At 75.5% G+C, this 16,322-nt stretch carries 16 protein-coding genes; 9 read left to right on the top strand and 7 right to left on the bottom strand.

Annotated elements, in window-relative coordinates; all coding sequences use genetic code 11:
- Positions 1–4: 4 nt before the first annotated feature.
- Positions 5–640, bottom strand: a complete 636-nt coding sequence (locus ACZ7RU_RS14585; RefSeq protein ID WP_470341280.1) for an MBL fold metallo-hydrolase — start codon at positions 638–640, stop codon at positions 5–7.
- Entirely contained in the window at positions 637–1,722 is a 1,086-nt protein-coding gene (locus ACZ7RU_RS14580) for an S-(hydroxymethyl)mycothiol dehydrogenase (protein ID WP_470341279.1), read from the bottom strand. The genes ACZ7RU_RS14585 and ACZ7RU_RS14580 overlap by 4 nt, the downstream gene beginning before the upstream one ends.
- A 519-nt stretch (positions 1,723–2,241) precedes the next feature.
- On the opposite strand from ACZ7RU_RS14580, the gene ACZ7RU_RS14575 reads away from it, so the two are divergent.
- From ACZ7RU_RS14575 to ACZ7RU_RS14565, 3 genes are all read left to right on the top strand, one after another.
- Positions 2,242–3,456, top strand: coding sequence for a cytochrome P450 (locus ACZ7RU_RS14575; RefSeq protein WP_470341278.1), 1,215 nt, complete (start codon positions 2,242–2,244; stop codon positions 3,454–3,456).
- Positions 3,453–3,710, top strand: coding sequence for a ferredoxin (locus ACZ7RU_RS14570; RefSeq protein ID WP_470341277.1), 258 nt, complete (start codon positions 3,453–3,455; stop codon positions 3,708–3,710). The genes ACZ7RU_RS14575 and ACZ7RU_RS14570 overlap by 4 nt, the downstream gene beginning before the upstream one ends.
- A 185-nt stretch (positions 3,711–3,895) precedes the next feature.
- Positions 3,896–5,155 (top strand): MFS transporter, encoded by a 1,260-nt coding sequence (locus tag ACZ7RU_RS14565; RefSeq protein ID WP_470341276.1) that lies wholly within the window; start codon positions 3,896–3,898, stop codon positions 5,153–5,155.
- Between the two features lie 8 nt (positions 5,156–5,163).
- Here the strand turns inward: ACZ7RU_RS14565 and ACZ7RU_RS14560 are convergent, their stop codons facing one another.
- The 4 genes from ACZ7RU_RS14560 to ACZ7RU_RS14545 all read right to left on the bottom strand — a co-directional run bounded on the left by ACZ7RU_RS14560 (position 5,164) and on the right by ACZ7RU_RS14545 (position 9,491).
- Complete coding sequence (locus ACZ7RU_RS14560; protein WP_470341275.1) at positions 5,164–6,084, bottom strand: LysR family transcriptional regulator; 921 nt, start codon at positions 6,082–6,084, stop codon at positions 5,164–5,166.
- A gap of 9 nt (positions 6,085–6,093) precedes the next feature.
- A complete protein-coding gene (locus ACZ7RU_RS14555) occupies positions 6,094–7,350 on the bottom strand; it encodes a phosphotransferase family protein (protein WP_470341274.1) in 1,257 nt (418 codons plus the stop codon).
- A 146-nt stretch (positions 7,351–7,496) separates the two neighbouring features.
- Positions 7,497–8,354 (bottom strand): PhzF family phenazine biosynthesis protein, encoded by an 858-nt coding sequence (locus tag ACZ7RU_RS14550; RefSeq protein ID WP_470341273.1) that lies wholly within the window; start codon positions 8,352–8,354, stop codon positions 7,497–7,499.
- A gap of 39 nt (positions 8,355–8,393) precedes the next feature.
- Entirely contained in the window at positions 8,394–9,491 is a 1,098-nt protein-coding gene (locus ACZ7RU_RS14545) for a DUF5937 family protein (RefSeq protein WP_470341272.1), read from the bottom strand.
- Between the two features lie 148 nt (positions 9,492–9,639).
- On the opposite strand from ACZ7RU_RS14545, the gene ACZ7RU_RS14540 reads away from it, so the two are divergent.
- The 5 genes from ACZ7RU_RS14540 (at position 9,640) to ACZ7RU_RS14520 (ending at position 14,551) form a co-directional block, all read left to right on the top strand.
- Positions 9,640–10,968 carry an MFS transporter gene (locus ACZ7RU_RS14540; RefSeq protein ID WP_470341271.1) on the top strand — a complete coding sequence of 443 codons (1,329 nt, stop codon included), beginning with the start codon at positions 9,640–9,642 and terminating at the stop codon, positions 10,966–10,968.
- Between the two features lie 88 nt (positions 10,969–11,056).
- Positions 11,057–11,623: a hypothetical protein gene (locus tag ACZ7RU_RS14535; protein WP_470341270.1), complete on the top strand. Its 567-nt coding sequence runs from the start codon at positions 11,057–11,059 to the stop codon at positions 11,621–11,623.
- Positions 11,624–11,856: 233 nt separating this feature from the next.
- Positions 11,857–12,660: an MBL fold metallo-hydrolase gene (locus ACZ7RU_RS14530; protein ID WP_470341269.1), complete on the top strand. Its 804-nt coding sequence runs from the start codon at positions 11,857–11,859 to the stop codon at positions 12,658–12,660.
- Positions 12,661–12,667: 7 nt separating this feature from the next.
- Positions 12,668–13,099, top strand: a complete 432-nt coding sequence (locus tag ACZ7RU_RS14525; protein ID WP_470341268.1) for a nuclear transport factor 2 family protein — start codon at positions 12,668–12,670, stop codon at positions 13,097–13,099.
- A gap of 186 nt (positions 13,100–13,285) precedes the next feature.
- Positions 13,286–14,551, top strand: a complete 1,266-nt coding sequence (locus tag ACZ7RU_RS14520; RefSeq protein WP_470341267.1) for an NAD(P)/FAD-dependent oxidoreductase — start codon at positions 13,286–13,288, stop codon at positions 14,549–14,551.
- A 46-nt stretch (positions 14,552–14,597) separates the two neighbouring features.
- On the opposite strand, the gene ACZ7RU_RS14515 is transcribed toward ACZ7RU_RS14520, so the two are convergent.
- Positions 14,598–15,584, bottom strand: a complete 987-nt coding sequence (locus ACZ7RU_RS14515) for a right-handed parallel beta-helix repeat-containing protein (RefSeq protein WP_470341266.1) — start codon at positions 15,582–15,584, stop codon at positions 14,598–14,600.
- A gap of 207 nt (positions 15,585–15,791) precedes the next feature.
- Between ACZ7RU_RS14515 and ACZ7RU_RS14510 the strand changes: the two genes are divergently transcribed.
- Positions 15,792–16,208, top strand: coding sequence for a hypothetical protein (locus ACZ7RU_RS14510; protein ID WP_470341265.1), 417 nt, complete (start codon positions 15,792–15,794; stop codon positions 16,206–16,208).
- Positions 16,209–16,322: the final 114 nt, after the last annotated feature.

Here is a 16,322-nt window from a genome sequence, read left to right as displayed (position 1 = left end):
GGCGTCAGTGCCCGCGCGCGATCCACTCCGGCAGGGCCGGGGCCTCGGCGCCGATGGTCGTCGGGTCGCCGTGGCCGGTGCGCACCACGGTCTCGGCCGGGAGCGTCAGCAGCCGCTCGCGGATCGAGTCGACGATCGTCGGGAAGTGCGAGAAGGACCGGCCGGTGGCGCCCGGGCCGCCCTGGAAGAGGGTGTCGCCGGTGAAGACGGTGCCCAGCGCGGGCGCGTACAGGCAGACCGCGCCCGGCGCGTGGCCCGGGGTGTGCAGCACGGTCAGCTCGGTGCCGGCCACCTCGATCCGCTGGCCGTCGGCCAGTTCGCCGTCCGGCAGCCGCTCGGGGTGGGTGAGCTTCCACAGCGGCAGGTCGTCCGGGTGCAGCAGGATCGGCGCACCGGTGCGGGCGGCGAGCGCCGGGGCCGCGTCGATGTGGTCGTTGTGCGCGTGGGTGGAGACGATCGCCAGCAGCCTGCGCCCGCCGAGCGCGGCCTCGATGGCCTCGGCGTCGTGCGCGGCGTCGATCACCACCGCCTCCTCGTCGTTCCCGACGATCCAGACGTTGTTCTCCACCTCCCAGCTGCCGCCGTCGAGTTCGAAGGTCCCAGCGGTCACCAGCCGGTCGATGCGCGTCCCCTCGCTCACAGGACCACCACCGAACGCAGCACGTCGCCCTGGTGCATCCGCTCGAAGGCCTGCTCCACCTGGTCGAGCTCGATGGTCTCGGTGACGAAGGCGCCGAGGTCCAGGCGGCCCTGGAGGTGGAGGTCGATCAGCATCGGGAAGTCCCGCGAGGGCAGGCAGTCGCCGTACCAGGAGGACTTCAGCGCGCCGCCGCGCCCGAAGACGTCGAGCAGCGGCAGCTCCAGCGTCATCTCCGGGGTCGGTACGCCGACCAGGACGACGGTGCCGGCCAGGTCACGGGCGTAGAAGGCCTGCTTGTAGGTCTCCGGCCGGCCGACCGCCTCGACCACCACGTCCGCGCCGTTGCCGCCGGTCAGCTCGCGGATCGCCTCGACCGGGTCGGTGGTGCGGGAGTTGACGGTGTGGGTGGCGCCAAGCCGGCGGGCGGTCTCCAGCTTGCGGTCGTCGATGTCCACCGCGATGATCTTCGCGGCGCCGGCCAGCCGGGAGCCCATCACGGCCGCGCCGCCGACGCCGCCGCAGCCGATCACCGCGACCGAGTCGCCCCGGCCGACGTTGCCGGTGTTGATCGCGGCGCCGAGGCCGGCCATCACGCCGCAGCCGAGCAGGCCGGCGACGGCCGGCTCGGCGGCCGGGTCGACCTTGGTGCACTGGCCGGCCGCGACCAGGGTCTTCTCGGCGAACGCGCCGATGCCCAGCGCCGGGGACAGCTCGGTGCCGTCCAGCAGCGTCATCCGCTGCTTCGCGTTGTGGGTGTCGAAGCAGTACTGCGGGCGGCCCCGCTCGCACGCGCGGCACTGGCCGCACACCGCGCGCCAGTTGAGGACCACGAAGTCACCGGGCCCGACCTCGGTGACGCCCTCGCCGACCGACTCCACGATGCCCGCGGCCTCGTGGCCGAGCAGGAACGGGAACTCGTCGTTGATGCCGCCCTCCCGGTAGTGGAGGTCGGTGTGGCAGACGCCGCACGCCTGGATCCGGACCACCGCCTCGCCCGGGCCAGGGTCCGGCACCACGATCGTGGTCACCTCCACGGGCGCGCCCTTGGCGCGCGCGATGACTGCCTTGACCTGCTGGGGCATCCGATTCCACCTCCGTCGGCCGGTGCGGCTCTGCACCGGCGTGACCTGCGACAAAAGACTGCGAGACGTACTGCCCACGAAGCGTATCGCCCGTCCGGGCCGGGCTCCGGCGGGGCGTACCCGCCGAGGGTCCGGCGCGGCCGTACGGGCGGGGGCGCGCGGGTCGCGTTGAGCGCCTGTCAGCGCGCCTCGAAGTGCCCGGAAAGCACCGGCGTTGGCTCAAAGTGCCGCAGACGGGCGGCCCGCCGCCCACGTACGGTCGTAGCTGAGACGGTCCACGCGACCACGCTCAGCACACCCGCCCCACCCGTCGGCGCGCGACCGTGCGCCGGCCGCGCCGGATGCGTACCGACCGTGCGCCCCCGCACATTTCGCGCCACACCCCCGTAGGAGCCCGACCGAACCCCGGCCCGTGTCGAGCCGCCAGCCGGCCGCACCACCCGTCCCCCGCACCATCCCCGGATCCACCCCCCGTCGGGCCGCGCCCCGCGGCCCACCGTCCTGGAGTCTGGAGTACGGATGTCCACCGAGAACAGTGCGACCAGCGCCGGCACCGCCCCGCTCCCCCCGCTGCACTGCATGCGCCAGCTCGAACCCGGCCCGCCCCGCCTGGCCGCGCTGCCCACCGGCACGCCGGTCTGGCTGGTCAGCCGGCACGCCGACGTGCGCCAGGTGCTGACCGACCCGCGGCTGGGCCGCGCCCCGCTCTACGCGCCGGACGCCCCGCCGATCACGGTCACGCCCAACATCCTGGACGACCCGCAGAGCATGCTGAACATCGACGGCGTCGAGCACCAGCGGCTGCGCCGCACCGTGCAGCGGGCCTTCACCCCGCGCGCGATCGAACGCTGGCGGCCCTGGGTGGCCTCCGTGGTCGAGGCGCTGATCGACGAGCTGATCGACCACGGCTCCCCCGCCGACGTCGTCGCCGGCTACACCCGCCCGCTGCCGGTCGCGGTGATCAGCCGCCTGATGGGCCTGGACAACCTGGACGGCAAGCGGCTCGCGCACTGGAGCGACCACGCGCTCTCCACCACCGCCCACAGCGCCGACGCGATCGTCGCCGCGATGACCGAGTTCGCCGCCTTCGGCGCCGAGGTGATCGCCGAACGCCGGGCCGCCCCCGGCGACGACCTGGTCAGCGGCCTGCTCGCGGCGGCCGACGAGGACGGCTCGATCACCGAGGGCCAGCTCGTCCTGCTGGTCATCGGCCTGGTCGTGGCCGGCCACGAGACCACCATGACCAGCCTCGGCAACGCCCTGGTCTACCTGCTCCAGGACGGCCGCGAGGCCTGGCAGCGGCTCGCCTCCGACGAGGCCGGCGCCGCCGCCGCGACCGAGCAGCTGCTGCGCGCCGTCCCGCTCGGCGACGCCCAGGAGCACATGCCCGGACTGATGCGCCGCACCGTCGAGGACGTGGAGATCGGCGGCGTGGTCATCCCGGCCGGCAGCGTGGTCGCCGCCGACGCCGCCGCCGCCAACCACGACCCGTCGGTCTTCACCCAGGACCTGCGCACCGAGCTGTTCTCCCCGCTGGCCGCGCCCACGCTCACCTTCGGCGCCGGGCCGCACCACTGCCTGGGCGCCTGGCTGGCCCGGATGGAGCTGGAGCTCGCCCTGCACCGGCTGGCCCGCCGGCTGCCCGCCCTGCGGCTGGCCGACCCGGTCGAGCTGATCGACTGGCGGCGCGGCCTGCTCACCCGCAGCCCGAACGCCCTGCGGGTGGTCTGGTGACGGGCCGCGCGGACACCGAGCCGGTGGTCGTCCGGGTCGACCGGGACCGCTGCATCGGCTCCGGGATGTGCGCCCGCAGCGCCCCCGACTCGCTGGTCCTGGGCGCCGACGGGCTGGCCGCACCGCTGGCCGAGTACGCGGACGGCGGCGCGGAGTTGACGGACGGGCTGAGCGAGGCGGTGGACTTCTGCCCGGTGGAGGCGCTCAGCCTCCACTCGGCCCGCGGCGGCTACCGGATCGACCCCGCGGAGTGAGTCCGTCCCGGTGGCGCCCGCCCGCCCTCCCGTCCTCCCGCCAGCCCGCTCCGACGACGACGGCGACAACGGCGGTGGGCGCCACCGGGAACTCCCGGCACGTCGGCTGATCGATGAGCCCTGCTCATGGGTCGATGAGCCCATCGATCTTGTTCGGCCCTTTCGCCGGCTGGTGAGCTGGCCGCATGACGAACGCCGAAACCCTTGCCCCACCCGCCGGTTCACCCGCCGGCCACCGCTGGTCCCCGGTCCTCGCCGTCGCGCTCGCCACCTTCACCGTGGTGTCCTCCGAGATGATGCCGGTCGGCCTGCTCACCCCGATGTCCCACAGCCTCGGGGTCACCGACGGGGTCACCGGCCTCTCCCTCACCGTCACCGGCCTGATCGCCGCCGCCCTCTCCCCCTTCGCCCCGCTGCTCGTCGGACCGCGCGACCGCCGGACCGTCCTGGTCGCCTTCATGCTGCTGCTCGCCCTGGCCGACGCGGTGACCGCGCTGGCGCCGAACTTCGCCGCGCTGGCCGCCGGACGCGTCCTGCTCGGCGTCGCCATGGGCATCGTCTGGGGCCTCGCCGCGAGCATCGGCCCGCGCCTCGCCGACGGTCCGCGGACCGCGCTCGCCATGACGCTGATCTTCTCCGGCATCTCCATCGCCTCCGTCCTCGGCGTCCCGCTGGGCACCTACCTGGCCGCACTGCTCGACTGGCGCGCCGCGTTCTGGGCGCTCGCCCTGCTCGGCGCCGGGTCCGCCGCCGTCCTCGCCGCCACCCTGCCCGCGCTGCCCGCGCACGAGCGCGGACGGCTGGGAGGGTTGGCCGACGCCCTGCGCCACCGGGGCGTCGCCGCCGGGATCGTGATCACCGGCTTCGTCGTGCTCGGCCAGTTCGCCGGCTACACCTACGTCCGCCCGGTCCTCGAAGCCGGCGCGGGCCTCGGCAGCGGTGTGATCGCCGCCTGCCTACTGGCGTACGGACTCGCGGGCGTCGCCGGGAACTTCACCCTCGGCCCGCTGTCCGGGCGCCGCCCGAAGACCGCCGTCGCCCTCGCCCTCAGCGGCGTCGCCCTGGCCGCCGCCCTGCTCGCGTACGCCACCGGCGTCGTCGCCGTGCTGCTCGTCCTGGTCGTCTGGGGCGCCTCGTACGGCGGGGTGTCGGTCTCCACCCAGACGTGGGTCCGCACCGCCGACCCCGCCCGGTTCGAGGCCTCGGCGGCGGTCTGGGCGGGCGTGTTCAACGCGAGCATCGCGCTCGGCTCCTTCGCGGGCGGCCTGGTCGTCGACCGGGCCGGGACCCACGCGGTCCTGTTCACCGCGGCCGGGCTGGCGGCCGTCGGGCTGCTGCTCACCCTGCTCACCCGGCCGCGCGACCGGCGGCTCGACCAGCCGTCCGGCCGGCAGCACGGCGAGCACGGCCAGCAGCCCGACCGGCGGCTCGACCGGCCGGTGTAGCCCCGGGCTCAGTCGACGTGCCGGGCCAGCAGCTCGACGAACTCCGCCGCCAGCCGGTGCGGCCGCCGCTCGTTCCCGACCACCTCCAGCGTGGTCGGCCGCAATTCGGGCACCGGCAGGAAGCGGATGTCCGGCCGCTGCACGTACGTCGTGCTGCGCTCGCACAACAGCAGCCCCCGGCCGGTGCTGGCTGCCATCGACAACCCCTCCTGGACGGTGGCCGCACCCGCCGGGTAGCTCAGCTCCCGCCCATCCGGCGTCCGCCGGGGCGCGTTCACCCGCCGCCAGTACTCGGGCGCCGGGCCGCGCGGCTCGATCAGCGGCAGCGCGGCCAGTTCCTCGGCGCTCACCCCGTCCGGCCCGCCGAGGCGGCGCGCCGCGGAGAACGCCACGTACACCGGCTGCCGGGAGAACTCCAGCAGCACCTCCAGCCCCGGCTCCCGGCACGGGGCGAGCACGATGGCCAGGTCGACCTCACCCCGGGCGAGGTGCGAGAACGGGTCCGCCCACGGCAGTTCGACCAGCCGCGCCGTCCCCTCCGGCAGGCTCGCGATCACCCGGGCCACCGGCTCGTACACCGCGCACTGGAAGCCCAGCCGCAGCGGCCGGGCGGTGGCGGCTCCGGCCCGGGCGGCCTCGTACCCCTCGCGCAGCCGGTCGAAGGCGGGCACCACCTGCTCGGCCAGCGCCCGCCCCAGCGCGGTCAACTCGACCCGGCGGCTGGTCCGTTGGAACACCTGGGCGCCGACCCGGCTCTCCAGCCGCTTGATCAGCTGGGACACCCGCCCCTGCGAGACCCCGAGGCGCTCCGCCGTCCGCCCGAAGTGCAACTGGTGGACGAGGACCGAGAAGCACTCCAGCTCCTGCAACGGCAGCTCGGGCAGGACGGGAGTCCCGGAGGCTCCGGGGGCCGGCGTCGGTCGTTCCACCCCGGCAGTCTACGCCGGGCCGCCCGGCCGGTCCGCGGGCCGGCAGGCCAGCAGGGCGCGCAGCTCGGCGGCCGGGTCGCCCTCGTGGTACGGGCGTTCGCTCGGCTCGATGTGGTCCAGGAACTCCTGGTACCGCAGGGCGTAGGACAGGTGGTAGAACGGCTCGGCGAGTTCGAGGGCGCGCCCCGGGTCGGAGCCGGGGGCGTGCCGCAGCCAGGCCTCCGTCCAGACCCGGGCGTGGTGCCGCCAGGCCTCCTCGCCGAGGTAGGCGCGGGGGCGCAGCCCGTCCAGGGCCGGGTGGCCGAGGCAGGAGTCGGCGTAGTCGACGACCACCGTGCCCGCCCCGTCGGAGCGCCAGTTGCCGGGGTGGAAGTCGCCGTGCAGCAGGGTCTCCGGCAGGCCGCAGGCGGCGAGTTGGTCCAGCAGCCCGGGCAGCTCGGCGACGAGTCCGGCCAGGCGCTCCAGCTCCTCCGGCGTCAGGTCGGTCTCCTCGGCGAGCCGGTCCAGCCGGTCCGTCAGCCGGGCCGCCAGGGCACGGGGCGTGCGGTCGCGCAGGCCGGCCAGGTCGGCCGGGCGGTCGGCGAGCGCCGCCTGGGCGGCGACGAGCCGGGGGACGACCTCGGCGACGGTCCCGGCGGACGGGCTCCAGCAGTCCTCGCCGGGTACGTGGTCGAGCAGCAGCCGCCCCGTCGGGGCGTCGGCGGCGAGGACGGTCGGGACGAGCCTGCGGTCGACGCTGCCGAGCAGCGCGATGATCTCGCCCTCGTGGGCGTTGAACGCGGGCGTCGTGGTCTTCAGCCAGGCGTCGGCCCCGGTGGAGGTGGGCAGGCGGAAGAGGCCGGAGAGGTTCCAGGTCCGGATCTGCCGCGCGGGCGCGGCCACCGGCCGGCCGACGGCGGCCAGCTCCGCCTCCGCCCAGGTCAGCGCCTCCCGCAGACCGTCGGGCGTGGCCCAGGCGGCACGGTGCTCCGCGGGGCCGAGCAGCGCGGCCGTCCCCTCGTCCGAGGCCGCGGGCTCGATCCCGGTCGGCCGGCCCAGCGCCTCGGCGTGGTACCGGACCCGCCCACCGTGGCCCGGTTCCCCGCTCCGCCCGTCGACCAGCCGCGCCACCAGCACCGGAACCCCGGCCGCTTCCGTCGCCCGCGCGACCACCTCGTCCACCGAGGACCACCAGCCGAGTTCCACCTCGAAGGGGCCCAGCTGCCCGAAGTACTCCTCGCCGTACGTGAGATCGACCGTCACGGTCCGGTTGCTCGCTCGCTGCATCGGAGTAGCTTCACGCACCAGGGCGGGCGGGCGCGAACGATTTTCCGCGCCCGCCGCCCGGGACGGCCGCAAGGCGCTGGTGGCGAGGCACGGCTGCCGGCGGGAGCGGTCCTGCGGCAGCCCCGTGCCGAGGCCCGGAGGCGGCGTCAGCCGATGGCCACCGCCGTCCCCGAGACCCGTACCCGGGTGTCGTCGGCCCGCAGTTCGACCCGGAGCAGGCCCGGGCGGCCCAGGTCGTCGCCCTGGTGGAGCGTCAGCACCGCCGGGGCCGTCACCGCGCCGAGGTCCCGCAGGTAGGCGCCGAAGGCGGCCGCGGCGGCGCCGGTGGCCGGGTCCTCGACCACGCCGCCGACCGGGAACGGGTCACGGACGTGGAAGACCTCGGGGGCCTCCCGCCAGGCGAGTTGCAGGGTGGTCAGGTCGCGGGCGCGCATGTGGTCGGCGAGACCGTCGAAGTCGTAGTCGAGCCGGGCCAGCCGCTCGCGGGTGGCGACCGCCAGGACGAGGTGCCGGGCGCCGGCGTACGCGAGCCGGGGCGGCAGGGCCGGGTCGAGGTCCGCGGCGGACCAGCCGAGCAGGGCGAGCGCCTCCGCCACGTCGGCCGCCGGCACCTCCTCGACCTTCGGCTCGACGCTGGTGAGGGTGGCGCGCAGCAGCCCGTCGGCGCCTCGCTCGACCTCGACCGGGACGTCCCCGGCCGCGGTCGCGAAGACGTACTGCCCGGGGCCGGTGCGCTCGGCCAGGGCGACGGCGGAGCCGACCGTCGCGTGGCCGCAGAACGGCACCTCGGCGAGCGGGCTGAAGTACCGTACGCGGTAGGCACCTTCGGCCGGGCCTGCGGTGAGGAAGGCGGTCTCGGAGTACCCGACCTCGGCGGCGACGGCGAGCATCCGCTCGTCGGTCAGCCCGGTGGCGTCGAGCACCACGCCGGCCGGGTTGCCGCCCTCGGGGCCGGTGGCGAAGGCGGCGTAGCGGAGGATCTCAGGAGCGGCGTCATCGGTCATGACCGGACGAACGCGCGCGCGGCGATCACTGTTCCCCGCTCACCGCAGCACCGCCTCCAGGAGGTCCGAGCCGAGCCGGGCGCTGCCCGCCAGGTCGAGTTCGTAGAGCATGTACCGCCCGCGCCGCCGGGTCGTGAGCAGGCCGGCCCTGCGCAGCACGGCCAGGTGCCGGGAGACCTCGGGCGCGCTGAGCTGCCAGGCGGAGGCCAGTTCGCCGGTGGTGTGCGGGCCGCGGGCCATGGTGCGGGCGAGGCGCAGCCGGACGGGGTGGGCGAGCGCCTCCAGACGCTGCTGGACGAGGGCGAGCGAGACGGGCTCGGGCAGGCCGGCCTCGGCGACCGGGTACTGGAGGACGGGCCGCCAGCCGTGGGCGTGCACCACCAGCAGGTGGGGGCGGCCGTAGGCGGTGGGGATGAAGGTGACGCCGCCGTTCTCGACGGCGCTGGTGGTGCTGTCCTGGAGCTTGTCGATGACGATCCGCCGCCGTCCGCCGGTGTCCTGGTCGAGCGTGACGGACGGCGAGACGGCGGCGAGCGCGGCGCCGGGGCCCCGGCGGGTGAGCAGGTCGGCCTTGTGCCGGGCGTCGGCGGCCAGGCCGGGCAGGACGCGCTGCCAGGCGTCGGCGAAGAACGCGGACTCGCACTCCTCCAGCATCCGGCGCACCAGGGCCCGTACGGCGGGCGGGTCGGCGAGCAGCCGGTCGGCGAAGGCGGCCTGCCGGGGGCCGCGCGCGAGGGCGAGTTCGCGGGCACGTTCGTTGGCGGCGGGGTCGGTGAGCGGGGACGCCGTCCGGGGGTGGAGCCGGGAGGAGCCGCAGGTGGTGACGAGGGCGCCGGCGACGTACAGCTCGTCGTCGATCCGGTCGACGGCGTCCAGTTCCTCGGCGAGGGTGGCGCCGGGCAGTCCGGGGACCAGGAAGTCGGCGCGCGAGGAGCGCCAGAGGAAGTCGGCCTCCAGCAACCGCTCGGCCAGCTGCGGCGGGATCGCGGCGGTGGTGCTGCTCGCCCAGCCGTGCAGCGCGGGGTGGTGCGCGGGCTCGGCGAGGACGTGCAGCATGGCGTTCAGCTCGGCGAGCGGGGAGGGCGTGAAGAGCAGTCGCTCGTCGGGCAGGCCGGTGATGTCGATGGTCACGCTCATGCGTCCGCCCCGCTGTTCCTGGTGGTTCTCTCGCTCCGCCCGCTCACGTCCGTGATCCTGTCACCCCTCCTGGCGGGACCTCCCTCGGATTGACGGGAAGCGTCAATCCGCGTGCCGGGCGGCGCGCCTCGGGCGGACGGTACCGGCCATGAGCCCGATCCAGGAGAAGCCCGTCCACGACCGCGCCGCCGTCCGCGACGGCGAGCCGCCCGCCCCACCCGCTGCGCCGGGCGCCCCGCCCCTCGGCCCGGGCCGCCGAGGTCCGTCCGCGTTGCTGGGCCTGCTGACCGCCGCGGGCGGGCCCCGGTACGCCGTCGCGCTGGCGGTGGACGCGGTGGGCGGCGGGATGCTGCGGCCGTTCCTGCTGCTGTACGGCGTCGGCGTGCTGGGGCTGAGCGCGGGTGCGGCCGGGCTGGCGCTGTCGGCCGGGATGGTGGCGGGCCTGCTGGCGGTGCCGCTGACCGGCCACTGGATCGACCGTGGCGCCCGGACCCTGCCGGCCGCCACGGCCCTGCTGCTGCGGGCGGCGGGTGCGCTGACGCTGCTGTTCGCGGACGGCCTGCCGGGGTTCACCGCGGCGGCGGTGCTGTTCGGGGTGGGGAGCCAGTCCTGGCCGACCACCCACGCGGCGGTGGTGAGCACGCTGACCGAGGGCCGGCTGCGGGACGCGGCGCTGGCCGCCGGGCGGTCGCTGCGCAACGCCGGGCTGGGCGCGGGCGCGCTGCTGGCCACCGTGGCGGTGAGCGGCGGGGCGGGCACGATCCGGCTGCTGGCCGGGGTGACGGGCGCGGCCTGGCTGGTCGCGGCCGCCCTGGTGGGCTCACTGCGGGTGCGGGTGCCGGCTCCGCGGCGGGAGCAGCGGGAGCGGGCTGAGCGGGCTGAGCGGCGGACGGTCGCGCGGGAGCGGGCCGAGCCGCTGCGCCGGATCACCCTGCTGAGCGTCGCCAACGTGCCCTACGCGTTCTGCTTCGACGTGCTGGAGGTGGCGCTGCCCGCGCTGCTGGTGCTGCACCTGCACGCCTCCCCGGCCTGGTCCTCGGGCGTCTTCGTCGGCAACACGGTGCTGGTGATCGCCCTGCAACTGGCGCTGGTGCTGCGGCTGGCGGACCGTTCCCGGCGCGCCGTGCTGGCCGCCTCGGGGGCGCTGCTGGCGGTGTCGTACCTGGGCTTCTGGGCGGTCGGCTCGCTGGGCGGCGGGCCGGGGGCGGCGGGCATCGCGGCGGTCTCGGTGCTGTACACGCTGGGCGAGATCCTCTACACCGGTTCGGGGACGGCCCTGGTGGCGGCCGTCGCCCCGCCGCACCTGCTGGGACGGGCGCTGGCGCGCTGGGAACTGTCGTCGGGGGTGGGCCGGGCGGCCGCGCCGGCCGTGCTGACGGCGTTGCTGGCGGCCGGGCCGGGCGCACTGTGGGTGCCGCTGGCTGCGGCCACCGCACTGGGGGCACTGGCGGTGCTGCGGCTGGGGCCGGAGCGCTGACGGGGCGCAGCGCTGACGCCCTGCCTGCTGACGGGCCGACGCACGGGCGGCCCGACACGGCAGGCTCGCCGGTGGGATGATCGTCCCCATGGCCCTGACCCCGTACCAGCAGCACCTTCGCGACCGGCTCACGGCCGCCGGGGTGACCGCCCCGCCGCAGCCGTGGCGGCCGGTCGGCCGGGGGCTGATCGCCGTCGGCGGGCTGCTCGGCATCGGTTTCGCCGTCCACCCGGAGAGCGGCCACGACCTGGTGCTGACGGTCTCGTCCAGCGGCCACGGCCTGTTCGACGCGGTGACCGGCCTCAAGCTGGCCCGCGACTACGAGCCCGCCGAGGACCCGGACGGCCCGGACCTCGCCTGCCCCGGCCTCGGCCAGGTCGCGGACGTGCGCATCCCGGTGGCGGGGATGTGGGGCGGCGGGCTGCACACCTCCGCCGAGGGCGGCTGGCACGTCGAGGTGGTCGCCCCGGAGTGGCCGCACCACCGGGTGCTGCTCGCCACCGGCCGCGGACCGTGGCAGGGCGAGCCCGGTGAGAGCTGGTGGCCGGTCCTCGACTCCGACTGGTCCACCCTCCGCGCGGCCGGCTTCTCCCCGACCGGCCGCACCCTCGCGGTGGCCACCAGCAGCGACCTCACCCTCTGGACCCGCGGCTAGCGCCTCGCTCGTGTTCTCGGGCCTGTCTTCGAACTCGCGTCTGCGGGGCGACGCCGGGAGTTCGAAGACAGGCCCTGGCCCTTCCGGATGCGGACGGGCCGCGGACCCCCGATCCTGGCGGCGAGGCGTGCCCCGGCAGGAGGAAGGAACTCAGGCGTGAGCGGACGAAGTGAGCGAACCATCAGCAGGCGTGCGTTGCGCGAAGCGCCTGCCGAGGGAAGCGAGGCGGGCGCATGAGCGCACTCGACTTCGAGATCATCGACAGCCCGGACAGCTCGCTCAACAAGACCTCGGTCCTGGTCACCGGCCCGCACGACGCGCTGCTGGTGGACGCCGGGTTCACCCGCTCCGACGGGCGCCGCCTGGTGGAACGGATCCAGGCCGGCGGCAAGCGGCTGACCACCGTCTTCATCAGCCACGGCGACCCGGACTTCTACTTCGGCGCCCAGGAGGTCCAGGACGCCTTCCCGCAGGCCCGCTTCCTGGCCACCGCCTCGACCGTCGAGCACATCCAGGAGACCTACGAGGCCAAGCTGCGGGCCTGGGCGCACCTGGGCCCGGAACTGCCCACCCGGCTGGTGCGGCCCGAGGTGCTGCACGGGGACGAGCTGGTCTTCGAGGGCCACCGATTCGAGCTGCGCGGCGCCGACTTCCACCTGCCGGACCGGCACTACCTCTGGCAGCACCACCACCGCGCGGTGCTGGGCGGGGTGCTGCTCTTCGAGGGCCTGCACGTGTGGACCGCCGACACCCCCACCTCCGCCCAACGGGCCGCCTGGATCGACCTGGTGGACGGCATCGAGGCGCTCCATCCGACCTGGGTGGCGGCCGGCCACCGGGTCGCCGGCGCACCCACCGACCACACCGCCGTCGACCACACCCGTGCCTACCTGCGCGCCTTCGAGACCGAGATCGGCCGGGCCCCGGACGCGGCGGCCGCCAAGGAGGCGCTGGAGCGGCGCTTCCCGGAGCTGGGGCTGCGGATCGCGGTGGACATCGGCACCAAGGTCGCCATGGGCGAGATGGCGTGGGGGTGAGCGGACGGTGATCGAGATCCCCCGGGACGTCGCGTCCTTCGCCGAGTCGCCCGCCCCCGCCGACGTGGTGCGCCGCCAGTACCTGGCCTCCGCCCGGGGCGACCTGGCCGCGCTGCGCACCACTTTGGCCGAGGACGTGGAGTGGACCGAGATGGCCGGCTTCCCGCTGGCCGGCACCTACCGCACCCCGAAGGGCGTCACCGCCAACGTGATGGAGCGGCTGGCCGCCGAGTGGGACGACTGGACCGCGCACGACGACACCTACGTGGTGGACGGCGAGACCGTGGTGGTGCTGGGCCGCTACACCGCCGTGCACCGGGCCACCGGGAAGCCGCTCGCGGTCCGGGTCGCCCACCGCTTCACCGTGCGCGGCGGCCGCATCGTGCGCTTCGAACAGTTCACCGACACCGCGCTGGTCAGGGACGCGATGACCGCGTGAGACCGCCGCGAGGCCGGCGCGCGGAGCCGCGTGAGGACCGCGCAGCAGACCTGCGCGGCCGTGCGCGAAGGCGCCGCGTTCACTCGTACGGGCGAGCGCGGCGCGGCGCGCCAGGCGCGGCCTCGACAGACCACCCGGACGGCGGCAGGCTGACCCCGACCACGGCCGGAGAACGAGGAGTCGAGCATGGCGGGCACGGACACCGGGACCACCGCGGCGGACGGCGGGCGGGAGCGCCCGATCGTCGTCGTCGGGGCGTCCCTGGGCGGCGCGAAGGCCGCCGAGGCGCTGCGCGAGGCCGGGTACCGGGGCGGCATCGTCCTGATCGGCGAGGAGCACGAGCGCCCGTACGAGCGGCCGCCGCTGTCCAAGGGCTACCTCCAGGGCAAGACGTCCCGGGAGAAGATCTACGTCCACCCGCCGCAGTGGTACGCGGAGCACGACGTCACGCTGCGGCTGGGCACGGCGGTGGCCGCGATCGACCCGGCCGGGCACACCGTGACGCTCGCCGACGACGGTCAGGTGGAGTACGCCAAGCTGCTGCTGACCACCGGCTCGGTGCCGCGTCGGCTGCCGGTGCCCGGCGCCGACCAGGACGGGGTGCTCTACCTGCGCCGGGTGGAGGACAGCGACCGGATCAGGGCGGCGCTGCGGCCCGGGGCCCGGATCGCGGTGATCGGCGCGGGCTGGATCGGGCTGGAGGTGGCGGCCGCGGCCCGGGAGGCGGGCGCCGAGGTGACGGTGCTGGAAGCGCTCGAACTGCCACTGCTGCGGGTGCTCGGCCGGGAGGTCGCCCAGGTCTTCGCCGACCTGCACCGGGACCACGGCGTGGACCTGCGCCTCGGCGTCAAGGTGGCCGAACTGACCGGTGAGGGCGGCACGGTGAGCGGCGTGCGGCTGGCCGACGGCACGACAGTGGCGGCCGACGCGGTGGTGGTCGGCATCGGCATCACCCCGGCCACCGGCCTCGCCGAGGCAGCCGGGCTGGAGGTCGACAACGGCGTCAGGACCGACCAGCACCTGCGCACCTCGGACCCGGACGTCTACGCGGCCGGCGACGTCGCCAACGCCTTCCACCCGCTGTTCGGCACCCACGTCCGGGTCGAGCACTGGGCCAACGCGCTCAACCAGCCGCAGACCGCCGCCCGCGCCCTGCTCGGACAGCCGGACGCGGTGTACGACCGGATCCCGTACTTCTTCACCGACCAGTACGACCTCGGGATGGAGTACGTCGGCTACGTCGAGCCGGACGGCTACGACCGGGTGGTGTTCCGCGGCGACCCGGCCACCCGCGAGTTCATCGCGTTCTGGCTGTCCGGCGGCCGGGTGCTCGCGGGGATGAACGTCAACGTCTGGGACGTCACCGACCCGATCCGCGAACTGGTGCGCTCGGGCCGGGTGGTGGACGCCGGGGCGCTGGCCGACCCGGACGTGCCGCTCGACGCGCTGTAGTCGGCGGGCCGCGGTCGGCGCAGCGTGCCGGCGCGCCGCGGCGGGCTCAGCCCACCGGGACGCCGGGGTTCACCAGGCCCCGGCCCCCGGTGACGGTGTTGCCCGCGCCGATCGTGACCTTGCACTTCGCCGCGTCGTAGTCGGTCACGTCGATCGCGTACCGGTCCGGGCCGGTGGCGCCGGTGAGGTCGGAGCGGTTGCCCCGGAAGACGGTGCCGCAGCCCCAGCCGGGCTGGACGCTGTGGGTCTGGAAGCCGTCGTCGGTGGTGCGGCGGCCGGTGTTGTTCTCGATGACGTAGTCGTTGCCCTTCACGTCGACCCAGGAGTCGTCGTAGTTGCGCCCGGTGAGGCCGTCGCCGTCGAAGGTGTTGCCGGAGACCAGGCCGCCGGTGGTGCCCTCCTTGAGGTCGACGTTCTCTCCGCCGATGTTCGGGCCGAAGGTGTTGCCGGTGATCAGCACGTGGTCGCTGTGGTCGGAGAGGGTGTTGGCGGTGCCGACGTAGACGCCCTCGCCCTTGCCGTCCCGGCTCAGGCCGGTGTCGTGGACGCGCGAGTCGCGCAGCGTGCCGTAGGCGCTTGAGTTGCGGAAGTGCACGCCCTCCATGGTGGTGTGGTGGACCGTCACGTCGGCCAGCACCACGTGGTTCGCGGCGTCGGCCATGATGCCCTTCTGGGCGCCGGTGACGGTCAGCCCCTGGACGGTCCAGTAGCTCGCGCCGTCGAGGTGCAGGCCGTAGCCGCCGCCGGTGGGGGTGGTGAGGACGGCCTTCGCGGAGCCTACGAGGGTGATCCGGGCGCTGGCGGTGCCGGCGGCGGTGGCCTTGAAGTTGCCGGAGTAGGTGCCGTCGGCGAGTTGGATGGTCTGGCCGGGCACGGCGGCGGCGAGGGCGCTCTGGAGCTGTTTGGCCGTGCTGACCTTGACGACCGCCGCCGGCCTGGCGGAGTCGGCGGCCACGGCCGCGGGGGCGGCACCGCCGAGGGCTAGGACGGAGAGCGCGGCGAGGACGGCGGGGGCGGCGGGGCGCTTGGTCACGGACGGTGCTCCTTGCGGTGGTCGGGGCCGGCCGGGGCGACGGGGGCCGGTGGTGACAGGAACATGCCGTCGCCCAGGGTGGACTGGACCATTCCGGGGCGTCAAGAGCGCCTTGCCCGCGTGATACTGGAGCCGTGGGCCTGTCGCCGCCCCGCAGACGCGAGTTCGAGGGCAGGCCCGGGACGGGTCGCGGACAGGGAGGCGGCGATGGGCGGTACGGCCGGGTTCGCCGTGGTGGTGTTCGGTGCGCTGGGCGGCGTGGTCGCCTACCTCGCCTGGGTGGTCGGCCTGCGCGACCTGCGGCGGCTGCGCCGGGTCGGCGTCCCGGTGCGGGCGCTGGTGCGCGAGCGTGCCCTGGCGCCGGAGGACCGCGCCCTGCCGCCCCGGCCACTGCTCCAGTTCGAGACCGAGGACGGCCGGGTGGTCGAGGTCTTCTCCCCCGTCCCCTCCACCGCCCGCCACCCACTGCCGGACGGCGGCTTCGTCCCGGTCCACTACGACCCGGCGGACCCTCGACAGGTGCTGGTGGACGGGCGGGAGCGCGCGGGGCTGGAGTACGGGTTCCTCGCGCTCGGGCTGCTGGCGGTCCTCGGCGCGATCACCCTCGGCGCCGCGGTGCTCTGAGCGACCGCGGCGGTCAGGACGGCGAAACGGACCGCCGGCGGGGCAGTGACGTGCATCAGGTACCCCCCCCCGGCCCCACGGTCCCCCGCGCCACGGTCCGCGACGGTCGCCACG

It is taken from the genome of Kitasatospora sp. NPDC114501 (assembly GCF_055633695.1).
The sequence above is the reverse complement of the archived record's forward strand: the minus strand, read 5'-3'. Positions and strand labels throughout refer to the sequence as shown.

Excerpts from the sequence above, each read along its gene's own strand:
- ACZ7RU_RS14580 (WP_470341279.1), bottom strand. The coding sequence starts at position 1,722 with ATGCCCCAGCAGGTCAAGGCAGTCATCGCGCGCGCCAAGGGCGCGCCC.
- ACZ7RU_RS14520 (WP_470341267.1), top strand. The coding sequence starts at position 13,286 with ATGGCGGGCACGGACACCGGGACCACCGCGGCGGACGGCGGGCGGGAG.
- ACZ7RU_RS14530 (WP_470341269.1), top strand. The coding sequence starts at position 11,857 with ATGAGCGCACTCGACTTCGAGATCATCGACAGCCCGGACAGCTCGCTC.
- ACZ7RU_RS14545 (WP_470341272.1), bottom strand. The coding sequence starts at position 9,491 with ATGAGCGTGACCATCGACATCACCGGCCTGCCCGACGAGCGACTGCTC.
- ACZ7RU_RS14535 (WP_470341270.1), top strand. The coding sequence starts at position 11,057 with ATGGCCCTGACCCCGTACCAGCAGCACCTTCGCGACCGGCTCACGGCC.
- ACZ7RU_RS14510 (WP_470341265.1), top strand. The coding sequence starts at position 15,792 with ATGGGCGGTACGGCCGGGTTCGCCGTGGTGGTGTTCGGTGCGCTGGGC.
- ACZ7RU_RS14575 (WP_470341278.1), top strand. The coding sequence starts at position 2,242 with ATGTCCACCGAGAACAGTGCGACCAGCGCCGGCACCGCCCCGCTCCCC.
- ACZ7RU_RS14550 (WP_470341273.1), bottom strand. The coding sequence starts at position 8,354 with ATGACCGATGACGCCGCTCCTGAGATCCTCCGCTACGCCGCCTTCGCC.
- ACZ7RU_RS14540 (WP_470341271.1), top strand. The coding sequence starts at position 9,640 with ATGAGCCCGATCCAGGAGAAGCCCGTCCACGACCGCGCCGCCGTCCGC.
- ACZ7RU_RS14565 (WP_470341276.1), top strand. The coding sequence starts at position 3,896 with ATGACGAACGCCGAAACCCTTGCCCCACCCGCCGGTTCACCCGCCGGC.
- ACZ7RU_RS14555 (WP_470341274.1), bottom strand. The coding sequence starts at position 7,350 with ATGCAGCGAGCGAGCAACCGGACCGTGACGGTCGATCTCACGTACGGC.